Annotated in this window: 19 protein-coding genes; 6 read left to right on the top strand and 13 right to left on the bottom strand. The window is 59.9% G+C overall.

Annotated features, from left to right (window positions below; genetic code table 11):
- Positions 1–43 precede the first annotated feature (43 nt).
- The 4 genes from GOQ28_RS03685 to tssA form a co-directional block, all read right to left on the bottom strand.
- On the bottom strand, positions 44–529 hold the full coding sequence (locus GOQ28_RS03685) for a type VI secretion system tube protein TssD (RefSeq protein ID WP_160348735.1): 486 nt from the start codon (positions 527–529) through the stop codon (positions 44–46).
- Between the two features lie 86 nt (positions 530–615).
- A complete protein-coding gene (tssC, locus tag GOQ28_RS03690; protein ID WP_160355470.1) occupies positions 616–2,118 on the bottom strand; it encodes a type VI secretion system contractile sheath large subunit in 1,503 nt (500 codons plus the stop codon).
- 18 nt (positions 2,119–2,136) lie between these two features.
- Positions 2,137–2,691 carry a type VI secretion system contractile sheath small subunit gene (gene tssB, locus GOQ28_RS03695; protein WP_160355471.1) on the bottom strand — a complete coding sequence of 185 codons (555 nt, stop codon included), beginning with the start codon at positions 2,689–2,691 and terminating at the stop codon, positions 2,137–2,139.
- Positions 2,692–2,735: 44 nt separating this feature from the next.
- Complete coding sequence (gene tssA / locus GOQ28_RS03700; protein ID WP_160355472.1) at positions 2,736–3,803, bottom strand: type VI secretion system protein TssA; 1,068 nt, start codon at positions 3,801–3,803, stop codon at positions 2,736–2,738.
- A 354-nt stretch (positions 3,804–4,157) separates the two neighbouring features.
- Between tssA and GOQ28_RS03705 the strand changes: the two genes are divergently transcribed.
- Entirely contained in the window at positions 4,158–5,138 is a 981-nt protein-coding gene (locus GOQ28_RS03705) for a tripartite tricarboxylate transporter substrate-binding protein (RefSeq protein ID WP_160355473.1), read from the top strand.
- A gap of 101 nt (positions 5,139–5,239) precedes the next feature.
- Here the strand turns inward: GOQ28_RS03705 and GOQ28_RS03710 are convergent, their stop codons facing one another.
- The 5 genes from GOQ28_RS03710 to GOQ28_RS03730 all read right to left on the bottom strand — a co-directional run bounded on the left by GOQ28_RS03710 (position 5,240) and on the right by GOQ28_RS03730 (position 10,679).
- Positions 5,240–6,559: an MFS transporter gene (locus GOQ28_RS03710; RefSeq protein ID WP_160348740.1), complete on the bottom strand. Its 1,320-nt coding sequence runs from the start codon at positions 6,557–6,559 to the stop codon at positions 5,240–5,242.
- Between the two features lie 72 nt (positions 6,560–6,631).
- Positions 6,632–8,119, bottom strand: a complete 1,488-nt coding sequence (locus tag GOQ28_RS03715) for an amidase (RefSeq protein ID WP_160355474.1) — start codon at positions 8,117–8,119, stop codon at positions 6,632–6,634.
- Positions 8,120–8,286: 167 nt separating this feature from the next.
- The gene (locus GOQ28_RS03720) at positions 8,287–9,087 is read right to left on the bottom strand and encodes an ABC transporter permease (RefSeq protein ID WP_160355475.1); all 801 of its coding nucleotides are present in this window, start codon (positions 9,085–9,087) and stop codon (positions 8,287–8,289) included.
- On the bottom strand, positions 9,084–9,740 hold the full coding sequence (locus GOQ28_RS03725; RefSeq protein ID WP_160355476.1) for an ABC transporter ATP-binding protein: 657 nt from the start codon (positions 9,738–9,740) through the stop codon (positions 9,084–9,086). Before GOQ28_RS03725 ends, GOQ28_RS03720 begins: the two co-directional genes overlap by 4 nt.
- A 27-nt stretch (positions 9,741–9,767) precedes the next feature.
- Positions 9,768–10,679, bottom strand: a complete 912-nt coding sequence (locus GOQ28_RS03730) for a dihydrodipicolinate synthase family protein (protein WP_160355477.1) — start codon at positions 10,677–10,679, stop codon at positions 9,768–9,770.
- Positions 10,680–10,806: 127 nt separating this feature from the next.
- On the opposite strand from GOQ28_RS03730, the gene GOQ28_RS03735 reads away from it, so the two are divergent.
- The 5 genes from GOQ28_RS03735 to yghU all read left to right on the top strand — a co-directional run bounded on the left by GOQ28_RS03735 (position 10,807) and on the right by yghU (position 16,820).
- Complete coding sequence (locus GOQ28_RS03735) at positions 10,807–12,672, top strand: ABC transporter ATP-binding protein (RefSeq protein ID WP_442862074.1); 1,866 nt, start codon at positions 10,807–10,809, stop codon at positions 12,670–12,672.
- Between the two features lie 137 nt (positions 12,673–12,809).
- Entirely contained in the window at positions 12,810–13,556 is a 747-nt protein-coding gene (locus tag GOQ28_RS03740) for an SDR family NAD(P)-dependent oxidoreductase (RefSeq protein WP_160355478.1), read from the top strand.
- Positions 13,557–13,566: 10 nt separating this feature from the next.
- Positions 13,567–14,760, top strand: coding sequence for an acyl-CoA dehydrogenase family protein (locus GOQ28_RS03745; RefSeq protein WP_160355479.1), 1,194 nt, complete (start codon positions 13,567–13,569; stop codon positions 14,758–14,760).
- Complete coding sequence (locus tag GOQ28_RS03750) at positions 14,753–15,811, top strand: phosphotransferase family protein (RefSeq protein ID WP_160355480.1); 1,059 nt, start codon at positions 14,753–14,755, stop codon at positions 15,809–15,811. Before GOQ28_RS03745 ends, GOQ28_RS03750 begins: the two co-directional genes overlap by 8 nt.
- A gap of 130 nt (positions 15,812–15,941) precedes the next feature.
- Positions 15,942–16,820 carry a glutathione-dependent disulfide-bond oxidoreductase gene (yghU, locus tag GOQ28_RS03755; RefSeq protein WP_160355481.1) on the top strand — a complete coding sequence of 293 codons (879 nt, stop codon included), beginning with the start codon at positions 15,942–15,944 and terminating at the stop codon, positions 16,818–16,820.
- A 97-nt stretch (positions 16,821–16,917) separates the two neighbouring features.
- On the opposite strand, the gene GOQ28_RS03760 is transcribed toward yghU, so the two are convergent.
- The 4 genes from GOQ28_RS03760 to GOQ28_RS03775 all read right to left on the bottom strand — a co-directional run bounded on the left by GOQ28_RS03760 (position 16,918) and on the right by GOQ28_RS03775 (position 20,736).
- Positions 16,918–17,913, bottom strand: a complete 996-nt coding sequence (locus tag GOQ28_RS03760) for a 2Fe-2S iron-sulfur cluster-binding protein (RefSeq protein WP_160355482.1) — start codon at positions 17,911–17,913, stop codon at positions 16,918–16,920.
- Between the two features lie 27 nt (positions 17,914–17,940).
- Positions 17,941–18,417 (bottom strand): GlcG/HbpS family heme-binding protein, encoded by a 477-nt coding sequence (locus GOQ28_RS03765; protein WP_160348751.1) that lies wholly within the window; start codon positions 18,415–18,417, stop codon positions 17,941–17,943.
- A 38-nt stretch (positions 18,418–18,455) separates the two neighbouring features.
- Positions 18,456–19,913 carry an aldehyde dehydrogenase family protein gene (locus tag GOQ28_RS03770; RefSeq protein ID WP_160355483.1) on the bottom strand — a complete coding sequence of 486 codons (1,458 nt, stop codon included), beginning with the start codon at positions 19,911–19,913 and terminating at the stop codon, positions 18,456–18,458.
- Positions 19,914–20,007: 94 nt separating this feature from the next.
- Positions 20,008–20,736 (bottom strand): TenA family transcriptional regulator, encoded by a 729-nt coding sequence (locus GOQ28_RS03775; RefSeq protein ID WP_160348753.1) that lies wholly within the window; start codon positions 20,734–20,736, stop codon positions 20,008–20,010.
- Positions 20,737–20,855 lie beyond the last annotated feature (119 nt).

A 20,855-nucleotide genomic window follows, 5' to 3' on the forward strand; every position in this document is an offset into this window, starting at 1 on the left:
CGGGCCAGGATGCCGCCATCGACGCGCGCCGCCAAGAGCAGGCTCAGCCCACCTCTTTGTTCTGTTTGATATCCCAGGCCACCAGGCTTTCGGCACCCTTGCCGCCTTGCTCGGTTTGCTCCCAGTATTGCTGTTTGACCTTGGCCGCCTGGAACGCATAGTTCACGGTCACCGCCTCGGAATTCATTTCGCCAGACAACTGCACAGACGAAACCAGTACATCCTCGAGCGTGATCTTGGTGTATTCCACTTGTTGGCCACCCGCCTTGCACACCGACAGTTCGATCCGGCTCAAGTGCTTGCCGCTCGCGCAGTGCTTCATCACTGCGGGCGCGGCCTTGTCGATGCGCGCCACGACATGCAGGTCATTAAAACTGGCCTTGCCGGCACCCAGACCGCCGCCGCTGGACATATTGCCCGGCTGGGTCGCGCCCCACGAGAACGAAATGATATCGGTCCAGTTCTTGTGATTAGCATCCCTGGACTCACCATTGGCGCCATCGATTTTCATGAACATGTCTACAGACACTTTGCTCTCCCTAAGTTGCAGTCACGGCACTCTGTGCCGCGATCCATGCCTCCTTGCCTGACTGCGGCCGGGTGGCAACACGTCCATCAACCATCGTTCTTTTTCAGCGACGGCAGCTTGGACACCAGACGCAGCGACACAGTCAGCCCTTCGAGCTGATAATGCGGCCGCAGGAAAAACTTCGCAGAGTAGTACCCTGGGTTGTCCTCGATTTCCTGCACTTGGACCTCGGCGGCCGCCAGGGGCTTGCGCGCTTTGGTCTCCTGGGACGAGTTGGCGGGATCCCCGTCAACGTAATTCATGATCCAGTCGTTCAACCAACGCTCCATATCGTCGCGTTCGCGAAACGAGCCGATCTTGTCTCGGACGATGCACTTCAGGTAATGCGCGAAGCGGCAGCAAGCGAACAGATAGGGCAGGCGCGCCGACAGCTTGGCGTTGGCCGACGCATCGGCGTCGTAGTATTCATGCGGTTTCTGCAGCGACTGCGCGCCAATAAACGCAGCGAAGTCGGAGTTCTTGCGATGCACCAGCGGCATAAAGCCGTTCTTGGCAAGCTCCGCCTCCCGGCGATCGCTGATGGCAATCTCGGTGGGACACTTCATGTCTACACCACCATCGTCGGTCGGGAACGTGTGACAAGGTAGATTCTCTACCGCACCGCCCGATTCCACCCCACGTATCGACGTGCACCAGCCATAGAGCTTGAAAGAGCGATTGATATTGGCCGCCATCGCATACGCGGAATTGACCCAGGTGTAGCGATCGTGATTCGCACCGTCGGTGTCTTCCTCGAAATCGAATTCATCGACGGGGCTCGTGCGCGCGCCATAGGGTAGCCGGCCGAGGAATCGCGGCATTGCCAGACCGATATATCGTGAATCCTCCGACTCACGCAGGCTGCGCCAGGCGGCATACTCGGTGTTCGTGAAGATCTTGGTCAGGTCGCGCGGATTGGCCAGCTCTTGCCATGAATCCATCTGCATGACATTGGGCGAGGCACCCGCGATAAAAGGGCAATGCGCGGCCGCCGCGATGCGCGCCATCTCGGTCAGCAACTCCACATCCGGTGGACTGTGATCGAAGTGATAGTCACCCACCAGACAACCTATCGGCTCACCGCCGAACTGACCATATTCCTCTTCGTACACGCGCTTGAAAATCGGGCTCTGATCCCAACCCACGCCCTTATGGCGTTTGAGCGTGCGGCCCAATTCCTTTTTCGACATGCACATCACGCGGATCTTTAGCTGCTCGTCTGTTTCCGTATTGGTGACGAGGTAGTGCAGTCCGCGCCACGCGCCTTCCAGCTGCTGGAAAGCGGAATGGTGCAGAATCAGGTTGATTTGATCCGATAGCTTTTGATCGATCTCTGCAATGATGGCTTGAATGGTGCGATAGGCATCGGTCGACACCGCCACGCCACTATTTTGCAGAGCTTGATGCGCCAACGTGCGCACCGCATGCTCGACCGCTTCGCGCGCCTGCTCAGTCTTGGGCTTGAACTCTTTTTTCAGTAGTGCCGACAGGCCGTCGGCTTCGAGCGTTTGCGGACTCTGCGCGTCTTCGTGTTTGGCTACTGCAGTCATCGCGACCTCCGTGTTCGGTTATTTAGCGGCCGGATCCGAGTCGGGCGTATTGGGTGCATCGGCGGATGCATCGGGATTGGGGGCTGCAGCCAATGCGTTCATGAGCGCGGGGTTGTTGAGCACTTTCCCGATCAGCTCTTCGGCACCCGATTTGCCATCCATATAGGTCAATAGATTCGCCAGCTGTGTGCGCGCCTGCAGCAGTTGATTCAGGGCGTCCACCTTGCGCGCCACGGTAGCGGGCGAAAAGTCATCGATGCTCTCGAAGGTAATGTCCACGTTGAGCTCGCCCTCGCCTGTCAGCGTATTGGGCACGTGAAACGCCGCGCGCGGCTGGATCGACTTCATGCGTTCATCAAAATTATCGATGTCGATATCCAGAAATTTGCGCTCGGCCACATCCGGCTGGGCCTGCGTCGATTGGCCCGCCAGATCCGCCAGCACGCCCATGACGAAGGGCAGCTGAATCTTGCGCTCAGCGCCATAGATTTCCACGTCGTATTCGATCTGCACGCGCGGGGCGCGATTGCGCGCGATGAACTTCTGCCCGCTGCCCTTCAGTGTCGTTGCCATGTTTACGCTCCTATGCTGCGATTTATGCCAAGCATGTCGTCACCTCAGTTGCCAGAGCCGCCATCGGCGTCTTTGGGCAGCCAGGTCTCGAATTGCTCCAGGCCTTGCGGCGCCAGGTTCTTGATGATGTCGTGAAAGCTCATCGAAATCAGTTGCTGAGCACGACGAATCAGATACGGCGCGGGATGACTAGGCTCATGCACCTCGAAATAGGCGCAGACTTTGGCCAACATGGCCGATGCCTCCTCGCGCGATTGAATCTGCGCGTCCTGCCAGCGCATGACAGGCTGGGCAGCGACGTTCCCCGTGTGCGAATGCTGGGAATCCATAACGTTCACCTCGGACGCGGACGGTATCGTTTCCGTACCGGGTGCGACCGGCGCCGGCTGGGCTACGCTGTCTCCCAGTGCCTGCAAGACCACGTTCAACGTGCGATACATAGCCGTATAGTCGGGCACCCAATCACGCCCCAGCTTGTCCGCCACCAAGCGCTGAATACGGCGCAAGCCCTCATCCGCTGTGGCGATCGCCACCAACGCACTGTCTTGCTGCATCCATGCCTGACGCAGATGCTCAACCAACCGCGCGCGGCCACCCGGGTAAAACTCGGGGTCGGCACGACTGCCATCCAAGAGGGATTCGGCATCGCGTAAAGTCAGCTGCCCATGTACGCCATTGACAAGTCGGCTCGAACGGACGCTAGGCGCGCAGCCCGCATGTGCGCCCAATGACGACAATGCGTTCATCCTCGGCATGGGGTCGTAATCGCCGTCGCTGTCGAGCCGCGGATGGACCGCTTCCCAATAGCGCTCCAGCGTATCGGCCACCAGCGTCACGCCTTGCGCATAGCCCTGCAGCCCTCGCACTTCGGTCCAGGCCTGCGTGAGGTACGCCATGACGCGGATATCGCGCGTGCGCTCTAACAATCCGCGCGCCAGGCGCTCGACTTCACGCCAATCAGGAGGCTGCGCGGGAATGATCGTCGAGCCGAACTGCTGCTCGCTGCGCTCCACCGCGGCTTGCTGCAACTGCAGAAACTCAAGGTCGTATTCGAGATCCTCGCCACAAGGCAACTGCGGATCGAGCGCGGTCAGGATGTCGGCAAATTCCATGTTTTACGGTCATAGCCGGGTTTACCCATGGCCAATTCAGGCTAACGTCGAGCAAGACCCATCGAAATCGGAATTCTAGGCATACCACGCGCGCATCCGATCACCGCTAACAGCCTCTGTCTCTTTTTACGGTTGATTAACATGCGTTCATGTTTACCAACATTCTTTTCCCTAGTGGCCGACAATACTTGAAACATAGATACTGCCTAGCCTCGGAAAAACCCACGACGAATGCTTGAAGCTCAAACCCTAGGGTTTCCCCTGCTTTCTATTGCTTGAAGCGTCGCTTTCACAAAGCCGAATTGTTCTCTGCCGGCAAATGCGAAACCATATCGTGTGCTAACAGGAGACAATATGGCTACTCATCGCCCACTATATGTTGCTATCGCAACCATGACTCTGACGATGGCCTCTGCCGCCATGGCAGCAGACTATCCTTCAAGGCCCATCACGCTTGTTGTGCCCTTCGCTGCGGGCGGACCTACCGATGTCGTGGCGCGTTCATTAGGCGCAGAGTTGGGCAAAGAACTCAAACAACCTATCGTCGTGGAAAATCGCACGGGTGCTGGCGGCACGGTCGCCGCTGCTCATGTCGCGAATGCGCAGCCGGACGGATACACGTATTTGATTCACCACAACGGCATGGCGACCGCCCCGGCCTTATATTCTTCGCTGAAATACGATCCGCTGAAAAGCTTTGAGTATGTCGGCGAAGTCGTCGATGTCCCCATGACGCTGTTGGCTCGTAAAGACTTCCCCCCCAACAATATGGCGGAATTCATCGAGTATGCGAAGGCGAACGCCGATAAGATCAATCTCGCGAACGCGGGTCCCGGCGCCGTGTCACAACTTTGCGGATCCCTGCTGCAACAGGCCCTCGGTCTGAAGTTCACCACTATTCCCTACCAAGGCACGGGTCCGGCCATGACAGCGTTGCTGGGCAGCCAGGTAGATGTCTTGTGCGACCAGACCACGCAGACCATTCCGCATATCCAGGCCGGTAACGTGAAGTTCTATGGCGTGACGACGAAGGATCGCATCTCGAAACTGCCCGATGCACCTACGCTTAACGAGCAAGGGCTCAAGGATTTCGACGTCAAAGTCTGGCACGGGATTTACGCGCCCAAGGGCACTCCCGCTCAGGATGTCGCGGTATTCAACAACGCGTTAAAGACCGCATTGAACTCGCCGGCGTTCAAGCAGAAGATGGCTGACCTCGGTGCGGAAATCGTTTCCGAAGAAAGGCAGACACCCGAATCCCTGCAGAACTGGGTCCAGTCCGAAATCAATAAGTGGACCCCGGTGTTGAAAGCCGAAGGGATAAACGTCAATTAAGTACTGCAGCAATAAAACACTTGCCGGCCCCCTGGATTCAGGGACCGGCAATTTTGAATAAAGAACTCGTCGCGCGTCCTCTCGAACCCGCGACGTTTGTTTTACTGCCCAGCCACCGGATTGGCAGGCGCCACGGAGGCCGTCCCCCCCGACGCGGCGGGAGCCGGCGCAGTATCCTCGATCTGATTCAGATCCAGCCCCTTGGTCTCGGGCAGCAAGATCGCGGCGATAATCACCATGCCGTAGCCCACCCCGGCGACGACCGCGATGGACATGCCCAGCCCCAACGAGCCCGAGCTCAGAGCCCCCACAGCCAGCGGGAAAAACGAGCCAATCACGCGGCCTACGTTATACGACACGCCATAGCCTGTCGCGCGCACGCTGCTAGGATACGACTCGGAAATCGTCGCGCCAATTCCGGAGAACATGCCTTGCATCAGGATGCCCAACGGCAAGCCCAGGAACAGCATGGCGGTGTTGGAAATGGGGATCATCATGTAGCACAGCGCCATGGTCAACGCACCGATCGCAAACACCGCATACGTTGCACGACGGCCCAGACGGTCAGTGGCATAGGCGCCGGCGACATAACCCAGGAACGAACCTAGGATCAGCACCACCAGATACGAGCTGGTGCCAAACACCGACAGACCACGCACCGTTTTCAGATAGGTCGGCAACCAAGTGGCAATCGCGTAATAGCCACCCAACATGCCGCCGGACAGCAAACTACACAGGATGGTCTTGCCCAGCAAGGGCGTCTTGAATACGCGAGACAGGTTCTGGGTCAGAGGCACGGCCTGTGCTTTATCGCGCGATTTCAGATAGACCTCGGGTTCAACCAGATTGCGGCGCAGATACACCACCACAAAGGCCGGCAATACGCCCAGGAAGAAACACGCGCGCCATGCCTGCTCCGGCGGCAAGATGCTGAACATCAGCGCATACGCCAGCGCCGCGGCCGCCCAGCCAAACGAATAGCTGCTGGCGGTAAAACCTGAATATTTGCCACGGTGCGCGGGATTGCGGATCATCTCCGTCACCAGCACCATACACAGCGACGATTCGCCTCCAAAGCCCAGACCCTGAATGATGCGAAACAGCATCAACTGTTCGGGTGAGGTCGCCAGCCCGCAAAGAAAGCAAGCGCCGGCAAAGACCACAATCGTCCAGCGCAATACACGCACACGACCATAACGGTCGGCGAGCATACCCGCCACAATCGCGCCCACCAGCGACGACACCAACGTATACGTCACAATCGCACCGGCTTCCGACTTGCTCATATTCCACTGCGTGAGCAGCGTCGAAATCAGGAACGAATAAATCATGAAGTCGAATACATCGACAGCATGTCCCAGGAACGCGCCATAGAACCCCTTGCGCTCCATCTTCGTCAACTCTTTAAACCAACTGAACATCGGTTTTCCCCTCAGTTGTGCTGCGTTATGGAAATCGGCGGGGCGTCAAGAGACACTGCCCCTGTGTCATTACTACTGCCTGCGCATACGCGGCGGTCGATAGCAATAGCCCAGGTCCTCGAGCCACTGCGCCACGCGCAAGGAAGTCAAATCTTCACCATGCCCCGCGATAATCTGCACGCCAACCGGCAGCCCTTCTGTGCTGAGCCCCGCTGGCGCCACCGTCGATGGCAAGCCGCACAGACCCGAGAACCCAGCCCAAAACAACTGCGTGGTCATGGGCTGGGGCCGCCCATTGACCGACAACATGCGCTGCCAAGGCTCGCCAGCCTGGTTCAGTTCGAACGCAGGCGTGGCCGCCGCCGGGCATAACAGCACGTCGTACCACTGAAAATAGTCATCCCAAGCCCGCGCGAAACGCCGACGGGCTTGGGCCAGCTGCAGCCAGGCCCGATGATCCAACACCGTCCCGACATGCTGCAGGGTCGCATAGCTCAAGTCATGCGGATCGCATTCGCGCGCGCGCTCTTGCGCTTGCGCATAGGCGCTGTCGTTCATGTACATTGAGGTCGCCGCACGCAGCATGAGCACATACGTGCGCCACAGCTCCTCGGCCTCAATCGACGGCATCGACTGCATCGTGACTTTCGCGCCGCTTTGCTCCAGCCTGCGCGCCAATGATTCGATCACCGTGGACACTTCGCTATCGACCGGCGCGAACGGATGACTGGACAGCACGCCAATACGACAGTGATCCAATTGCACCGGACGCGGCGCGCGCAGCTCACGGCCGTCTTGCGCCAACACACGCAGCAAGATTTCCAGGTCTTTAGCGGAACGCGCCAGCGGCCCGGCCACATTGATATCGGGCGTCGGATCATCACTGCGTATGCCATGACCGGCCAGCGAGATCAGCCCATGCGTGCTTTTATGCGAAAAAATGCCGCAGTAGTGCGCCGGATTGCGCAGCGACGAACCGATATCCGAACCGACATCGAAGACGCTCATGCCCGCGCAGACCGCTGCCGCGCTACCGCCCGACGAGCCCCCCGGGGTGCGGGTGGGAGCATGCGGATTGCGCGTCGTGCCATACACGGCGTTATGGCTTTGCCAATCACGCAAATGCAGCGGAACATTGCTCTTGCCGAGCAAGACCGCACCCGCACGACGCAGTCGCGTGATGACCGCTGCATCCTGATCAGCGATGTTGTGCGCATGCGCCGAATCGCCACATGTCGTAGGCCAGCCCGCGACATCGAATGACTCTTTAATCGAAAAGGGAATCCCGGCCAGCGGGCCCAGCGCTTCGCCCGCGCGCCGCGCCGCGTCGATGCGACAAGCCTCGGCTCGCGCCGCGGCGTGGTCATGTATCACCAGCGCGTGGACGGTCTCATGATCGCGTTTGAAGGCGGCCTCGCAGGCATCCAACAGCGTCTGCGCCGACAGTGCTTGCGTCTGTAGCGCTTGCGTTAAACGCCATAGGGGCCAATAGCATAGCGACTCGGCGTCATCGACCCCGGCTGTCGCCTCGATCACACTCGTCGGACTTGCGAATGCCACGTTGCTTCCCTCCCGTTTTGTATACTATATACATAAATAACGGGGTAGAAGTGGCTTTATACGCCTTAACTAGGGAAACTCCGTATACAATCCATGCCTGCCACACATCGCAGGATAAGTTCGTCGGCGGCCACGCGTGCCCGACAGGCCGTTGGTCAGAACGGAGATCAAGAGGGGTTTCGCAGTCGATCCAAACGCAGCCGGCCGCGTTCATCGCTCAAATGACGCATCGCCCCGAAAGCCGCCCCCATCGCAGCCAAGGTACTGGCGCCGCACAATAAAAACATCAACAGGATCTGATACTTCGCGGCCTCACTCGGGTCCATTCCCGCGAGGATTTGCCCCGTCATAATGCCCGGCAAAGTGATGATGCCCGCGGCGGCCATCTGATTAATGCTAGGCACGATGCCGCGCCGCACCGACTCGCGCAGCAGTCCCGCGAATGCCTGGCGTGCCGGCGCGCCCAGCGAAATGCGCGCCTCGATCGCCAAACGCTCGCGCGTAGCGCCCGTGAGCATGGTATCTAAAGCCAGACTCGCCGCGTTTAACGCGCTGCCCAACACAATGCCCACCAGTGCCACCACATAGCGCGGGTCATACCAAGGCGTGGGCTCCACTGCCGTATTGGTGATGAAGAATACGCAGATCAAGGTTGCCGAAGCAACGGCCATCGCGCTGATCACCAGATTGCCGTGCCGCTGCAGACGCGCTTTGGGACGCACTGCCACCTCGCGGATGGCCAGTGCCATCATCACGGTGATGATGAGCAAGGTCAATCCCGCGCTGGCATGGGTGAACACCACCCGCAGCAACTGTCCGACCAACAACAACTGAACAATCGTGCGGGTTGCCGACCATAGGATCTGTTTCTGAAGATTCAGACGCAGTACCAACGAAATTGCCGCGCAGAGCAGCACCAGACAAGAGGCAATCGCGAGGTCCGAGGCATGTAATGCGATCACGTTCATGCGACCTCCAATGAACCGGCGCGCATGCGGAACATCCGTTGCGCCAATCGCCCGGCCTGCGCCGGATTATGCGTGACCATCACAATCGCACCGCCTCGCTCGAGGAACCGATGCAATTCCTGTTCGACCCGTTGTGTGGCTGCCTCGTCCAACGCGGCCGTGGGCTCGTCCAGCAAGAGGATAGCGGGCGAGAGCGTCAATGCGCGTACCAGCGCCAGACGTTGCCGCTCACCCGTGGATAGTTCGCGCACCGCAGCCTGCAACTTCGCGGGGGACACATCCAGCCGTTGAGCGATGATGCCCGCGGCCGGCACGTCCGCGAAATGGGCGGCCACCGATTCGTCCCACCAGCCCGCCTCGGCCTGGCAGTACACGACGTGTCGTCGCCATTCGTATCCCCGCATCGCGGCGCGATCGCGTCCTTTCAGCTCGGCCGTCCCGGAGCCAGGATCCAGATCGGCGATCTGCCGCAAAAGCAGGGACTTCCCGGAACCGGAAGCCCCCACGATCGCAACACACTCGCCCGCGGCAATCTCCAAGGACACGGGTGCGAGCCTCGCGCTGCCAAGCCCGCGCAGCCTTAAGACAGGCTCACTCCCGTCCCCCACCTCGCCCGCGTAGCGGGACACCGACGACTCAGGCAACTTGGGCATAGCAACTATCAGCGCCTTGCGACGCCCTCAGATCAGACCCCATTGGTTCAGCAGTCGACGCAGCGTCTCGTCGGCCTCGGACGACAGCGGCCAAGCGCCCGGCGCGCGCACGGCGCCGCAGTCATCGCCCAATAGCTGCAATGCGCGTTTGACCACGGTCACGTTCGTACCGTTACGCTCCAGCGCGCGCAGGGCCTCGAATTCCGCCATGCCGCGAATCAGCGTCATGGCTTGGGGATAGTCACCCGCTTCCAGCGCGGCATGGATGGCCACCGAACGTTCGGGCAGCACATTGATCAAGCCCGAGGTGAATCCGCGCGATCCCACGGCATAGAAGGGCGGCGCCCAATGTTCGGCCAGCCCCCCCACCCATGCAAGATCGCGCTCGCGGGTGCGCTCTATCATCTCGGCCAGGCGTAGCGGCGTGGGCGAGGCCCACTTCACCCCAACCACGCCCGGGATCGCGCACAATGCCTCAATCGCATCGAAACCAATACCGTCATCGCGCAGATAGAGCACCAGTGGCAGCCCGTCGCCCGCTTCGGCGATGCGCTTGACGTATTCCACCACGCCGCGCGGAGCGACAAACGGATCTGGCGGCTGGTGCACCATCAGCGCGCTGGCACCTGCCGCACGCGAGGCCCGCGCCAGCGCGCGCGCGTCATGCAAGCTGCGTCCCACGCCCGCCACCAGCGGCACCCGTCCGCCGACCTGTTCAGCCGCGGCGTGCACCATCTGTTCGGCCTCTTGCGTGGTCAGCCCATAAAACTCGCTGGTATTGCCATTGGTCACCAGCACGTGCACGCCGGCATTGACGGCGCGATCGACGATAGGCGCGAGCCTTGCGGGCGCGAGCTTGTCCTCGTTATCGAACGGGGTGACCAAAATACCGGAAATTCCATTGAGCGCATTGCGTAGCGCGGTGGGGGCTTGACTCATTGTCTCTCTCACTAAGGTTGCCGACCGGTCTGTGACAGCCAGACAGGTTCCGGTCAGATTGAACACGTTCAGCCGCCGCGCGTCCAATCCCAAGAAGGTATGCAATGATATAAAAATTGAATCACATATGCCGATCCGCCGACCGGCAACTCCCACGATGATCGAAGACCGTCTTGATCCCTTCCCAGCCACCTCTGCCGCCACGGCGCCCAAGGGGCTGTTGCGCTTTCTATGGGCCTGCTCAAAAGGCGCAAGGGGCTATTTAGCGCTACTGGCGCTCTTTAGCGCGGCGGTATCCATCTACGAAGCATGGTTATTCGCCTTCCTGGGTCAGATCGTCGATCTCCTGTCCGATTGGCAGAGCGACGCCATCACGACCGATGAAAGCCGCGTGCTGTGGACCATCGGCATCGTACTGGTGGCGAGTATTGGCCTGGTCGCCGCGCGCACCATCATTCAGCATCAGATCCTGGCCATTAATCTGCCACTGCGTCTCAGATGGAATTTTCACCGGCTGATGCTGCAGCAAAGCTTGTCGTTCTTCACCGACGAGTTCGCCGGCCGCGTGACGACCAAAGTCATGCAGACGGCGCTGGCCGTGCGCGAAGTGTTGTTCACCTTCTCGGAGATCGTGCTGGGCATCGGAATCTACTTCGTCACGATCATCGCGCTGGCCGGCGGCTTCGATGCCAAGCTGATGTTGCCATTCTTGGGATGGATCGTTCTCTACGGTCTGTCCATGCGCTATTTCATCCCACGCCTGGCGAAAGTCTCTCAGGAACAGGCGCATGCGCGTTCGTCCATGACCGGCCGCGTCACGGACGCCTATGCCAACATCATGACGGTCAAACTCTTCTCGCACACGCAGCGCGAGGCCCAGTTCGCTCGCGCCGCGATGGAAGACTTCAAGCTCACCGGCTACCGCCAGATGCGTCTGGTCAGCCAGTTCGAAGTCGTCAACCAGATTCTCGTGGTGGGCCTGATCCTATCCGCCGGAGGCTATGCACTTTACCTGTGGCACGGCGGCGCGGTGGGACCCGGCGCCGTGGCCGCCGTCACCGCGATGGCCTTGCGCGTGAACGGCATGTCGCACTGGATCATGTGGCAGATGACCTCGCTATTCGAGGCTATAGGCACCGTGCACGATGGTATCGCGACGTTCTCGCGCAAAGCCAAGGTTCTGGACCGCCCCGACGCCGTGCCGCTGCGGATCACCAAGGGCGAAGTCGTCTTTGACCAGATCACCTTCAACTACAACGGCAAGCGTCAGGTATTCGATGGCCTGAGCCTGACCGTCAAGCCGGGCGAAAAGATCGGCCTCGTCGGGCGTTCCGGCGCGGGTAAATCCACGTTGGTCAACCTGCTGCTGCGCTTTTATGACGTGGACGGCGGACGCATTTGTATCGACGGGCAGAATATCGCGCAGGTGACCCAGGACAGCCTGCGTCAGGCCATCGGCATGGTGACCCAGGACACGTCGTTGCTACATCGCAGTATCCGCGACAACATCGCCTATGGCTTGCCCGACGCGACCGATGCGGATATCGAAGCCGCCGCCATGCACGCGCAGGCCCATGATTTCATTCAGCGATTGAGCGATCTGCAAGGCCGCACGGGCTACGACACCCAGGTGGGCGAGCGCGGCGCGAAGCTCTCGGGCGGTCAGCGTCAACGCATCGCGATCGCTCGCGTCATGCTGAAAAACGCACCCATCCTGCTGTTGGATGAGGCCACCAGCGCGCTTGACTCCGAGGTCGAAGCCGCTATCCAGGAAAGCCTGACGGAAATGATGCAGGGCAAGACCGTCATCGCAATCGCCCACCGCTTGTCCACCATCGCCGCGATGGACAGATTGATCGTGCTGGATCAGGGCCGCATCATCGAAGAGGGCAGTCATGCCGAACTGTTGAAGAAAAACGGCGTGTATGCGCGACTGTGGGAGCATCAGAGTGGCGGCTTTCTAGGTCAGGATGAGGAGGAGCCCGCCACGTAAATCGCCGTGCGCGCGCGGGCAAGCGGGTGCCGACAAAGCATCCTACAATCAATGAAGCAGTCGCAGCCTTACCCCAAAAAAATTCGAACCACGGCCGCTAACTACAGACGCCGTGATCAATAGTGGAGACTAGCGGTATGGCGTCAAATCTATCCGTCAAAGGCAAGCGCATCCTCATCACGGGGGCCTCCAGCGGACTCGGTCAGCATTTTGCGCGATTGCTCGCCGGCGAAGGTGCTCACCTCATCCTCGCGGCGCGCCGATTGGACCGGTTGCAAGCCTTTGCCGATACGCTGGATGGCGAAGTGGCGCCGGTCTGTATCCGATTCGATGTCACGGATGCGACCAGCCGCCAGGACCTCGCTGCCCGTATCGATAGTCTGGACGTACTCATCAATAACGCCGGGATTGTGCGGCCGGGACCAGCTGCCGAACACTGCGCCGAAGACTGGAATGCCGTGATGGACACCAACCTGAACGGCATATTCTTTCTCTCCCAGGCGCTCTTGTCGGCACTGCGTCAAAGCAGCGGCAGCATCGTCAACATTGCCTCGATTCTGGGCCTGCGCCAAGCGGGCGGGGTGGTCTCGTACGCCGTCTCCAAGGCCGGGGTGATTCAGCTGAGCAAGACACTCGCCCTGGAATGGGCTCGCTATGGCGTGCGGGTCAACACCCTCGCGCCAGGGTATATCGAAACCGAATTCAACGCGGATTTTTGGCCCACGCAAGCCGGGCAGGCGCTCATTAACCGTATCCCGCAACGTCGGCTCGGACAACTCACCGATCTCGACGGGCCTATCCTCCTGCTGTGCAGCGATGCGTCGCGTTATATGACTGGCTCCGTATTGGCAGTCGATGGTGGCCATCTGGTCAATACACTTTAAGGGAATCGCCATGTATACGCCCTACCCTAGCGACCGCAGCCGCGAGATCGGAGAACGCGTCGAGGCTTTTGTCCGTAACGTGGTCGTGCCCTACGAAAATGACCCGCGCTGCACCAGCCATGGTCCCGCCCAGGCACTGGTGCAAGAACTGCGGTCGCGCGCGCGCGAGGCAGGCATCATGACGCCGCATATTCTTGACGATGGCACTCACCTGACGCAGCGCGAAACCGCCGCCGTGCTCAAACGCTCCGGGCTGTCACCGCTAGGCCCTATCGCCGTCAACACCATGGCGCCCGACGAGGGCAATATGTTTCTGCTAGGCAAAGTGGCCACCCCCGAACAGAAAGCGAAGTATCTCAATCGACTCGTCAGCGGCCACGCGCGCTCCGCCTTTTTCATGACCGAGCCCGCTACGGAAGGCGGCGCGGGATCCGATCCGTCGATGCTGCAGACCACGGCTGTCCGCCAAGACGGGCATTGGGTCGTCAATGGGCGCAAGATGTTCATCACGGGAGCTGACGGCGCGGAAGTCGGCATCGTGATGGCCCGCAGCAACACCGGCGAAAAGATTCAGGCCACGATGTTCCTCGTCGCGCTACCGCATCCCGCCATCCGTATCGAGCGGGTTCTCGACACCATCGATAGCTCAATGCCCGGCGGGCACGCACAGATCGCCATCGACAATCTTATCGTGCCGGACGAAGACGTTTTGGGCCAAGCCCACGAAGGCTTCCGTTATGCGCAAGTACGCCTCGCGCCCGCGCGCCTATCGCATTGCATGCGCTGGTTCGGTGCCGCGGTACGCGCCAACGAAATCGCCACGGCTTACGCCGTCAAGCGACAAGCCTTTGGCAAAGCGCTGATCGATCACGAGGGCGTGGGCTTCATGCTGGCGGATAACCAGATCGATCTGCAGCAAGCGGCGCTCATGATCGATTGGTGCGCCGATGTGTTGGATGCCGGGTCGCAAGCCACGACAGAGAGCTCCATGGCCAAGGTCGCTGTCTCCGACGCGCTCTTTCGCGTCGCGGATCGGTGTGTACAGATCATGGGCGGCACGGGCGTGTCGCGCGATACGGTCGTGGAACAAGTCTTTCGCGAAGTCCGGGCATTTCGCGTCTACGACGGCCCCACTGAAGTACACAAATGGTCCCTGGCCAAAAAAATCAAGCGTGATGCAATGCAAGGAGCCACGCATGGGTGACGCCAATACCTATGCCGGCACCATGCCGGTGCGCGCCGAACATCGCATCGATGCACATGCCCTGCTCGCCTGGATGCAAGCCAATGTCCCGGGTTTCGAGGGCCCGCTAAGCATCGATCAATTCAAGGGCGGCCAATCCAACCCCACCTATCGCCTACGCACGCCAAGCCGCAACTATGTCCTGCGGCGCAAACCTCCCGGCGTTTTACTCAAGGGCGCACACGCCATCGAACGCGAGGCGCGCGTGATGCAGGCACTGGCCCAAGTGGGCTATCCCGTTCCACGCGTGCATGGCCTGTGCACCGACGAGAGCGTGCTTGGCAGCTGGTTCTTCGTCATGGACATGGTCGAGGGCCGGATATTCTGGGACGCGAGCTTCTGCGACGTACCGCGAGAGGACCGCGCACAATACATGAATGCGATGAACGCCACGCTAGCCGCGTTGCATCGCGTGGACTACCAGGCCATCGGCCTGTCCGACTATGGACGTCCGGGCGGCTATATCAAGCGCCAGATCGACCGCTGGACCCGCCAATATCTCGACGATGAGTTGACGGGACGTCACCCCTCGATGGATAAGCTGATCGAGTGGTTACCCGCCCATCTCCCCGATACCGAATCCGTCGCGCTCACGCATGGCGACTTTCGCGCGGACAATATGATTTTTCATCCGACGGAGCCGCGTGTATTAGCCGTGCTGGACTGGGAGCTGTCCACGCTAGGCGATCCGTTGGCGGATTTCGCCTACCACGCAATGATGTTTCGCATGCCACCCGATATCCTGGGTGGCATTGCCGGACTGGACCTGCAAGCGGCTGGCTTGCCCGACGAGAGCGCGTATGTGCAGGCCTACTGCGAGCGCACAGAACGCACGAGAATCCCCAACCTGGATTTCTACATCGTCTTCAACATGTTCCGCTTTGCGGCCATCTTGCATGGCATCAAAGGGCGCGTGCTGCGAGGCACGGCTGCCAACGGGAATGCCGAGGACATGGGCAACCGATTTGCGCGCGTCGCCGACATTGCCTGGTCTCAAGTAACCTCTTTGTGAATGAGGTTTTATACCGGCAGCAGGTCTCACATCGCACTCGGCCATCCGCGAACATTCCACTAGAATCGATCATCTAAGCGCGCACGCTTCGGCGTGCGCGGATCGACCTTATGGCCACACGGAGACCAGCATGGCAGATACTCCCGAGTATACCCCCCCAAAAGTATGGACCTGGACCCAGCCTAGCGGCGGACACTTCGCCAGCATCAACCGCCCCATCGCGGGCCCCACGCATGAAAAAGAACTCCCGGTCGGACGTCACCCGCTGCAGCTCTACTCACTAGGCACCCCTAATGGCATCAAGATCACCATCATGCTCGAAGAGCTGTTGGCATTAGGGCATAAGGGCGCCGAGTACGACGCCTGGCTGATCAACATTCGCGATGGCGACCAGTTCGGCAGCGGCTTTGTCGACGTGAACCCGAACTCCAAGATCCCAGCTCTGATGGATCGCAGCGGCGACAAGCCCATCCGCGTGTTCGAATCGGGTTCGATCCTGCTGTATCTGGCCGAGAAATTCGACGCGTTCCTGCCCAAGGATCTGGCGCAACGGACGGAAACCCTGAACTGGCTCTTCTGGCAAATGGGCAGCGCGCCCTATCTGGGCGGCGGCTTTGGCCATTTCTACGCCTACGCGCCGGTGAAAATCGAATACGCCATCGATCGCTTCGCCATGGAAGCCAAGCGCCAGCTCGACGTGCTCGACCGCCGACTAGGCGAAACCCCTTATCTGGCCGGCGACGAATACACCATTGCCGACATCGCGGTGTTCCCCTGGTACGGTGGGCTCGTCATGGGATGGCAGTATGGTGCCGCGGAATTCCTGAGCGTGCACGAATACAAGAACGTTCAACGCTGGGCCGAGAAGATCTATGCCCGCCCCGCCGTCAAGCGTGGCCGTATGGTCAATCGCTTGAGCGGCGAGCCGCATGAGCAATTGCGCGAACGCCACGACGCCAGCGATTTTGACACCAAGACGCAGGACAAACTCGATGCCAATCAAGGCTAACGGGATGTTTTACGCAGCCTGATAACGAGAATGATCCTAGAACTGCACCGCATAGGCCTGTACAAAAATCTGCCTAGGCGGTGCCGTTCGTCGCGCCTCAGCGCGACTGAAAGATAAAGCTATCGCTGTACAAATGCGCTGCCTCGGCGCCCGCGCCCACGAACCGCGTCTTCGCATCCTGAATCATAAGCGGCGATCCGCAAAGATAGATTGAATGCTCGGATAGGTCAGGCAGGTCTTGCAACACGGCGTCCTGCACATAGCCTTTGCGACCTTGCCATTGCCCCGACGGGCGCGACAGCACAGGAACAAATTCGAACTCATAGAGGCGATCTCGCCAGCTTTCGATTTGCTCTGCCAGATAAAGATCCAACTCGTTGCGCATGCCCCAATACAAACTCACCGGCGGGCAATCATCGTCGTCGAGCAGCGATTCAAGAATCGCCTTGATGGGTGCAATACCCGTGCCGGTCGCGGCAAACACCATCGGCCGATAATCCTGTGCCCGATAGTAAAACGCGCCATGCGGCATCTCCACACTGAGCCGATGCCCCGGCTGCATCTGGCTCAATAGCCTGTCGGTAAAGTAGCCGCCCGCGATACGCCGAATCTGCAAATCCACTCGTCCTGCATCGGGCGGATTCGCCATGGAAAAACTACGGTGAGACGCATCATCAAGATGAATATTGAGATACTGTCCGGGGCGGTAAACAATACCGTGCTCATCCGGCAACCGCAGCTGCAGATGATAGACATCATGGCTTAACAGTCGCACATCGGCCACTTCCGCTTCCAGCAGCGTCGGGTCGGAGCATCCAGTCGAACGCTCCACGCTGATCACGAGATCAGACATCGCACGGGCCTGGCACGCCAGCCCCACGCCCTGCGCGTGTTCCTCTTCCGTCAAGGCCAGCGGCAGCTCTTCATAATCGACCCTGCCTTCGAGGACTTGAATGCGGCAGGTACCGCAACCTCCAAACGTGCACTCGTGCGGCAACTCCACGCCCTGACGGCTCGCTGCTTCCAACAACGTCTCTCCGTCGCCGACCTCGAATTGCTGCTGGCTTTGCAGCCACAAGACGCGATGTGCCATGTGCGCTCTCCTGTCTGCCTGCGGCGATTACTTCTTGATGTCCGCCTGCACGACGACTTCGGCCGTGCCTTGCAGATGCTCGCGCAGGGCCTCCAGCGCTGCCACGCCGCAGGCCGTGTCCTGTTCGCCGTTGCCACCCGACAGACCCACGCCGCCAATCACTTCACCGTTGACCACAATAGGATAACCACCCACGAATACCGCGAATTTGCCATCGAAACTCCATTGAATGCCAAAGGCTTCGTTGCCCGGCAAGGCCGGACCGTTAGGCGGCGTATTGAACAAGTGCGTCGAACGCTTGTGGCCCGCAGCGGTGAATGCCTTGTTCCAAGCGATTTGCGGCCCCGTCACGCGCGCGCCGTCCATGCGCTCCATCACGAGGGGAAAACCACCTTCGTCGGTAATGCAAACGGTTTCGGGCACACCGATCTCCTGCGCTTTTTTCAACGCAGCGGCAGCCATGATGCGAGCCTCGCTCAGTTCCAGTTTCAATGCGTTCTTCATGGATCGATCCGTTTCGAATAAGAGTGATGACCGACGGCTCAGATGCCGCGATAGATGGTTTTGATCTGCGTAAAGAAATCCAGGCCGGCACGTCCCGATTCCCGGAAGGTCGACGTGCTGGAATGTTTAAGACCACCGAACGGCGCGTTCACAAGATTGCCTGTCGTCGTGCGATTGATCTTCACCGTGCCCGCCTCGATGTCATTAGCGAACTGGTGCATATAACGCGGGTTCTGCGTCGCGATTGCGGCCGACAGCCCATACTCGGTGTCGTTCGCCTTGGCCATGGCATCGGTGAAATCGCGTGCCTCGATAATGGCGAGCACCGGGCCGAATATTTCTTCGCGCGCGATGCGCATATCCTGCGTCACATCGGTAAAGACAGCAGGCGACACATAATAGCCACGGTCATAATCACCGCCCTTGAGCCGTTCGCCGCCGTATAAATGCTTGGCTTCACCGCGCCCGATGTCGATGTAACGCAGCACCGTATCGAGTTGTTTGGCCGTGGCCAGTGGCCCCAGGTCCATGCCCGAGGTCATCCCCGGCCCGATCTTCAGCGTCTTGACCCGTTCGAGCAGTTTCTCGGTAAAAGCCTGCTTGACCTCGGCGATCACAATGATGCGGCTGGTCCCCGTGCAAGCTTGCCCGGTCAGCGAGAAGCCCCCTTTGATCGCCAGATCGACCGCGGCGTCCAGGTCCGCATCTTCCATCACGATCAGCGGATTCTTGCCGCCCAATTCCATCTGCAGCCGCGTCGTCAGATGCACGCTGCGCTGAATATGTTCGCCAGCCTGGGTCGACCCGGTAAACGAAATCGCGCGCACGGCTTCCGACGTGGTGATGACCGGCCCCACATCGCCAGCCCGCCCCGTCACGCAATTGATGACACCCGCAGGAATGCCGGCATGCACCAGCGCCTCGACCAGGTGCAGGCCGCTTAACGGCGCATCCGACGAAGGCTTGAAGACCACCGTGTTGCCCGTGATCAACGCCGGCGCGATCTTGCGCGCGGGAATGGAAGCCGGAAAGTTCCAAGGGGATATGACCGTCACAACACCCAGCGGCTCGCGATGGCTGTACACATATTGCGAAGGGTCATCTTGCGGATACGTTTCTCCGCCAAACGTCTGCCCCTCGACCGCATAGAACCGCAGCGTTTGCGCGCTGCGCATCACTTCATCGCGCGCTTGATTCAACGCCTTGCCTTCTTCGAGGGTCAGATCTTCCGCAAAGCGCGCGGCATGCGCTTCCAAGTACGCAGCGGCATCGTTCAATATCTTCGCGCGCTTACCAATCGGCGTCGCGCGCCAGCTTGCAAACGCCCGCGCCGCAGCGGATACGGCGAGTTCCGCATCTGCTGCGCCCGACGCTTGAAACCGCCCGACCACCATATCGGTGTCTGCGGGGTTGATATTGTCGAACGTCCGGCCGGACTGGCAAGGCTGCCACTGGCCGTCAATGTAGTTGTCGTAATGCTTGATGGAATCAGTCATGCCGCTGCTCGGAGAAAGAAGGATGGGGAGTCGCGTCCCGCGCAAATGACCGTCGGGACGCTCTCAGCGAAGCGCCTGCTGGCGCCTCAATCGCTCAAGCCACTGCGAGCTCTTCGCGCGAAACGTCGTTGGCCACGTAGTCGTAGTACAGCGCCGTCGTATAGAGCAGACGCATCTGCGCGCCGATCTCGCAGATGCGCAGACATTTCTGTTGCAGCTCCGGTGTGTTGGCGTGCTCCAGTACGATCTGGTAGCCGCGTTCACCGTGGATTTCGTCGGACACGATGTGCAGATCGAAGAACTCGATTTCTTCGTCGGTAAAGCCGTACTTTTCGCGCAACGTGGGCGTTTGCTTGCGATAGATGGCGGGCACCTGCGATTCCAGGCCAACCACCAGACCCGCGACGGCTACCACCGGGTCTTCGCGCATGGCAACGGTGTAGCACCAGGCTTGCAGACCGCGCGTGGTCGGCGACATATTGTCCGGATTCACCACACGCTCGCGCGTCGTGCCACATGCCTCGGCGAAACGGATCAGCAGATCGGTATGGCGATCGCCGCCGATTTCTTCCTCATACATATTGGCCAGCAGGAAGTCCTTGGCCTCGGTCATATGGTCGGGCGTACGTGCATACAGGTAGCCCAGATAGTCGGCGAAGGGGCCGACATAGTGATAGTGGTTCTCTGCCCAGCGGGCCAGATGCGCACGGGTCAACTTGCCTTCGGCCCAAGCGATGCTAAAGGGAGCCTTGTTCGCGCTTTTGCCCGTAATGGCGTTTTCCAGAGCGGTGCGGAATTCGTCGCGGTTCAACAGTTGAGTCATGACTATTACCTCGGTTGTGGGTAGGACGCCGCAAGTTCAGAATGCCGATGAATGCGACGATGTGAATACTGTATACCAAATAGACTGCCAGTCAACGCTTTGGGTTTAGGGGAAAACCC

Source organism: Bordetella sp. 02P26C-1 (assembly GCF_009763255.1).
In the GTDB taxonomy this organism is placed as follows: domain Bacteria; phylum Pseudomonadota; class Gammaproteobacteria; order Burkholderiales; family Burkholderiaceae_B; genus Bordetella_A.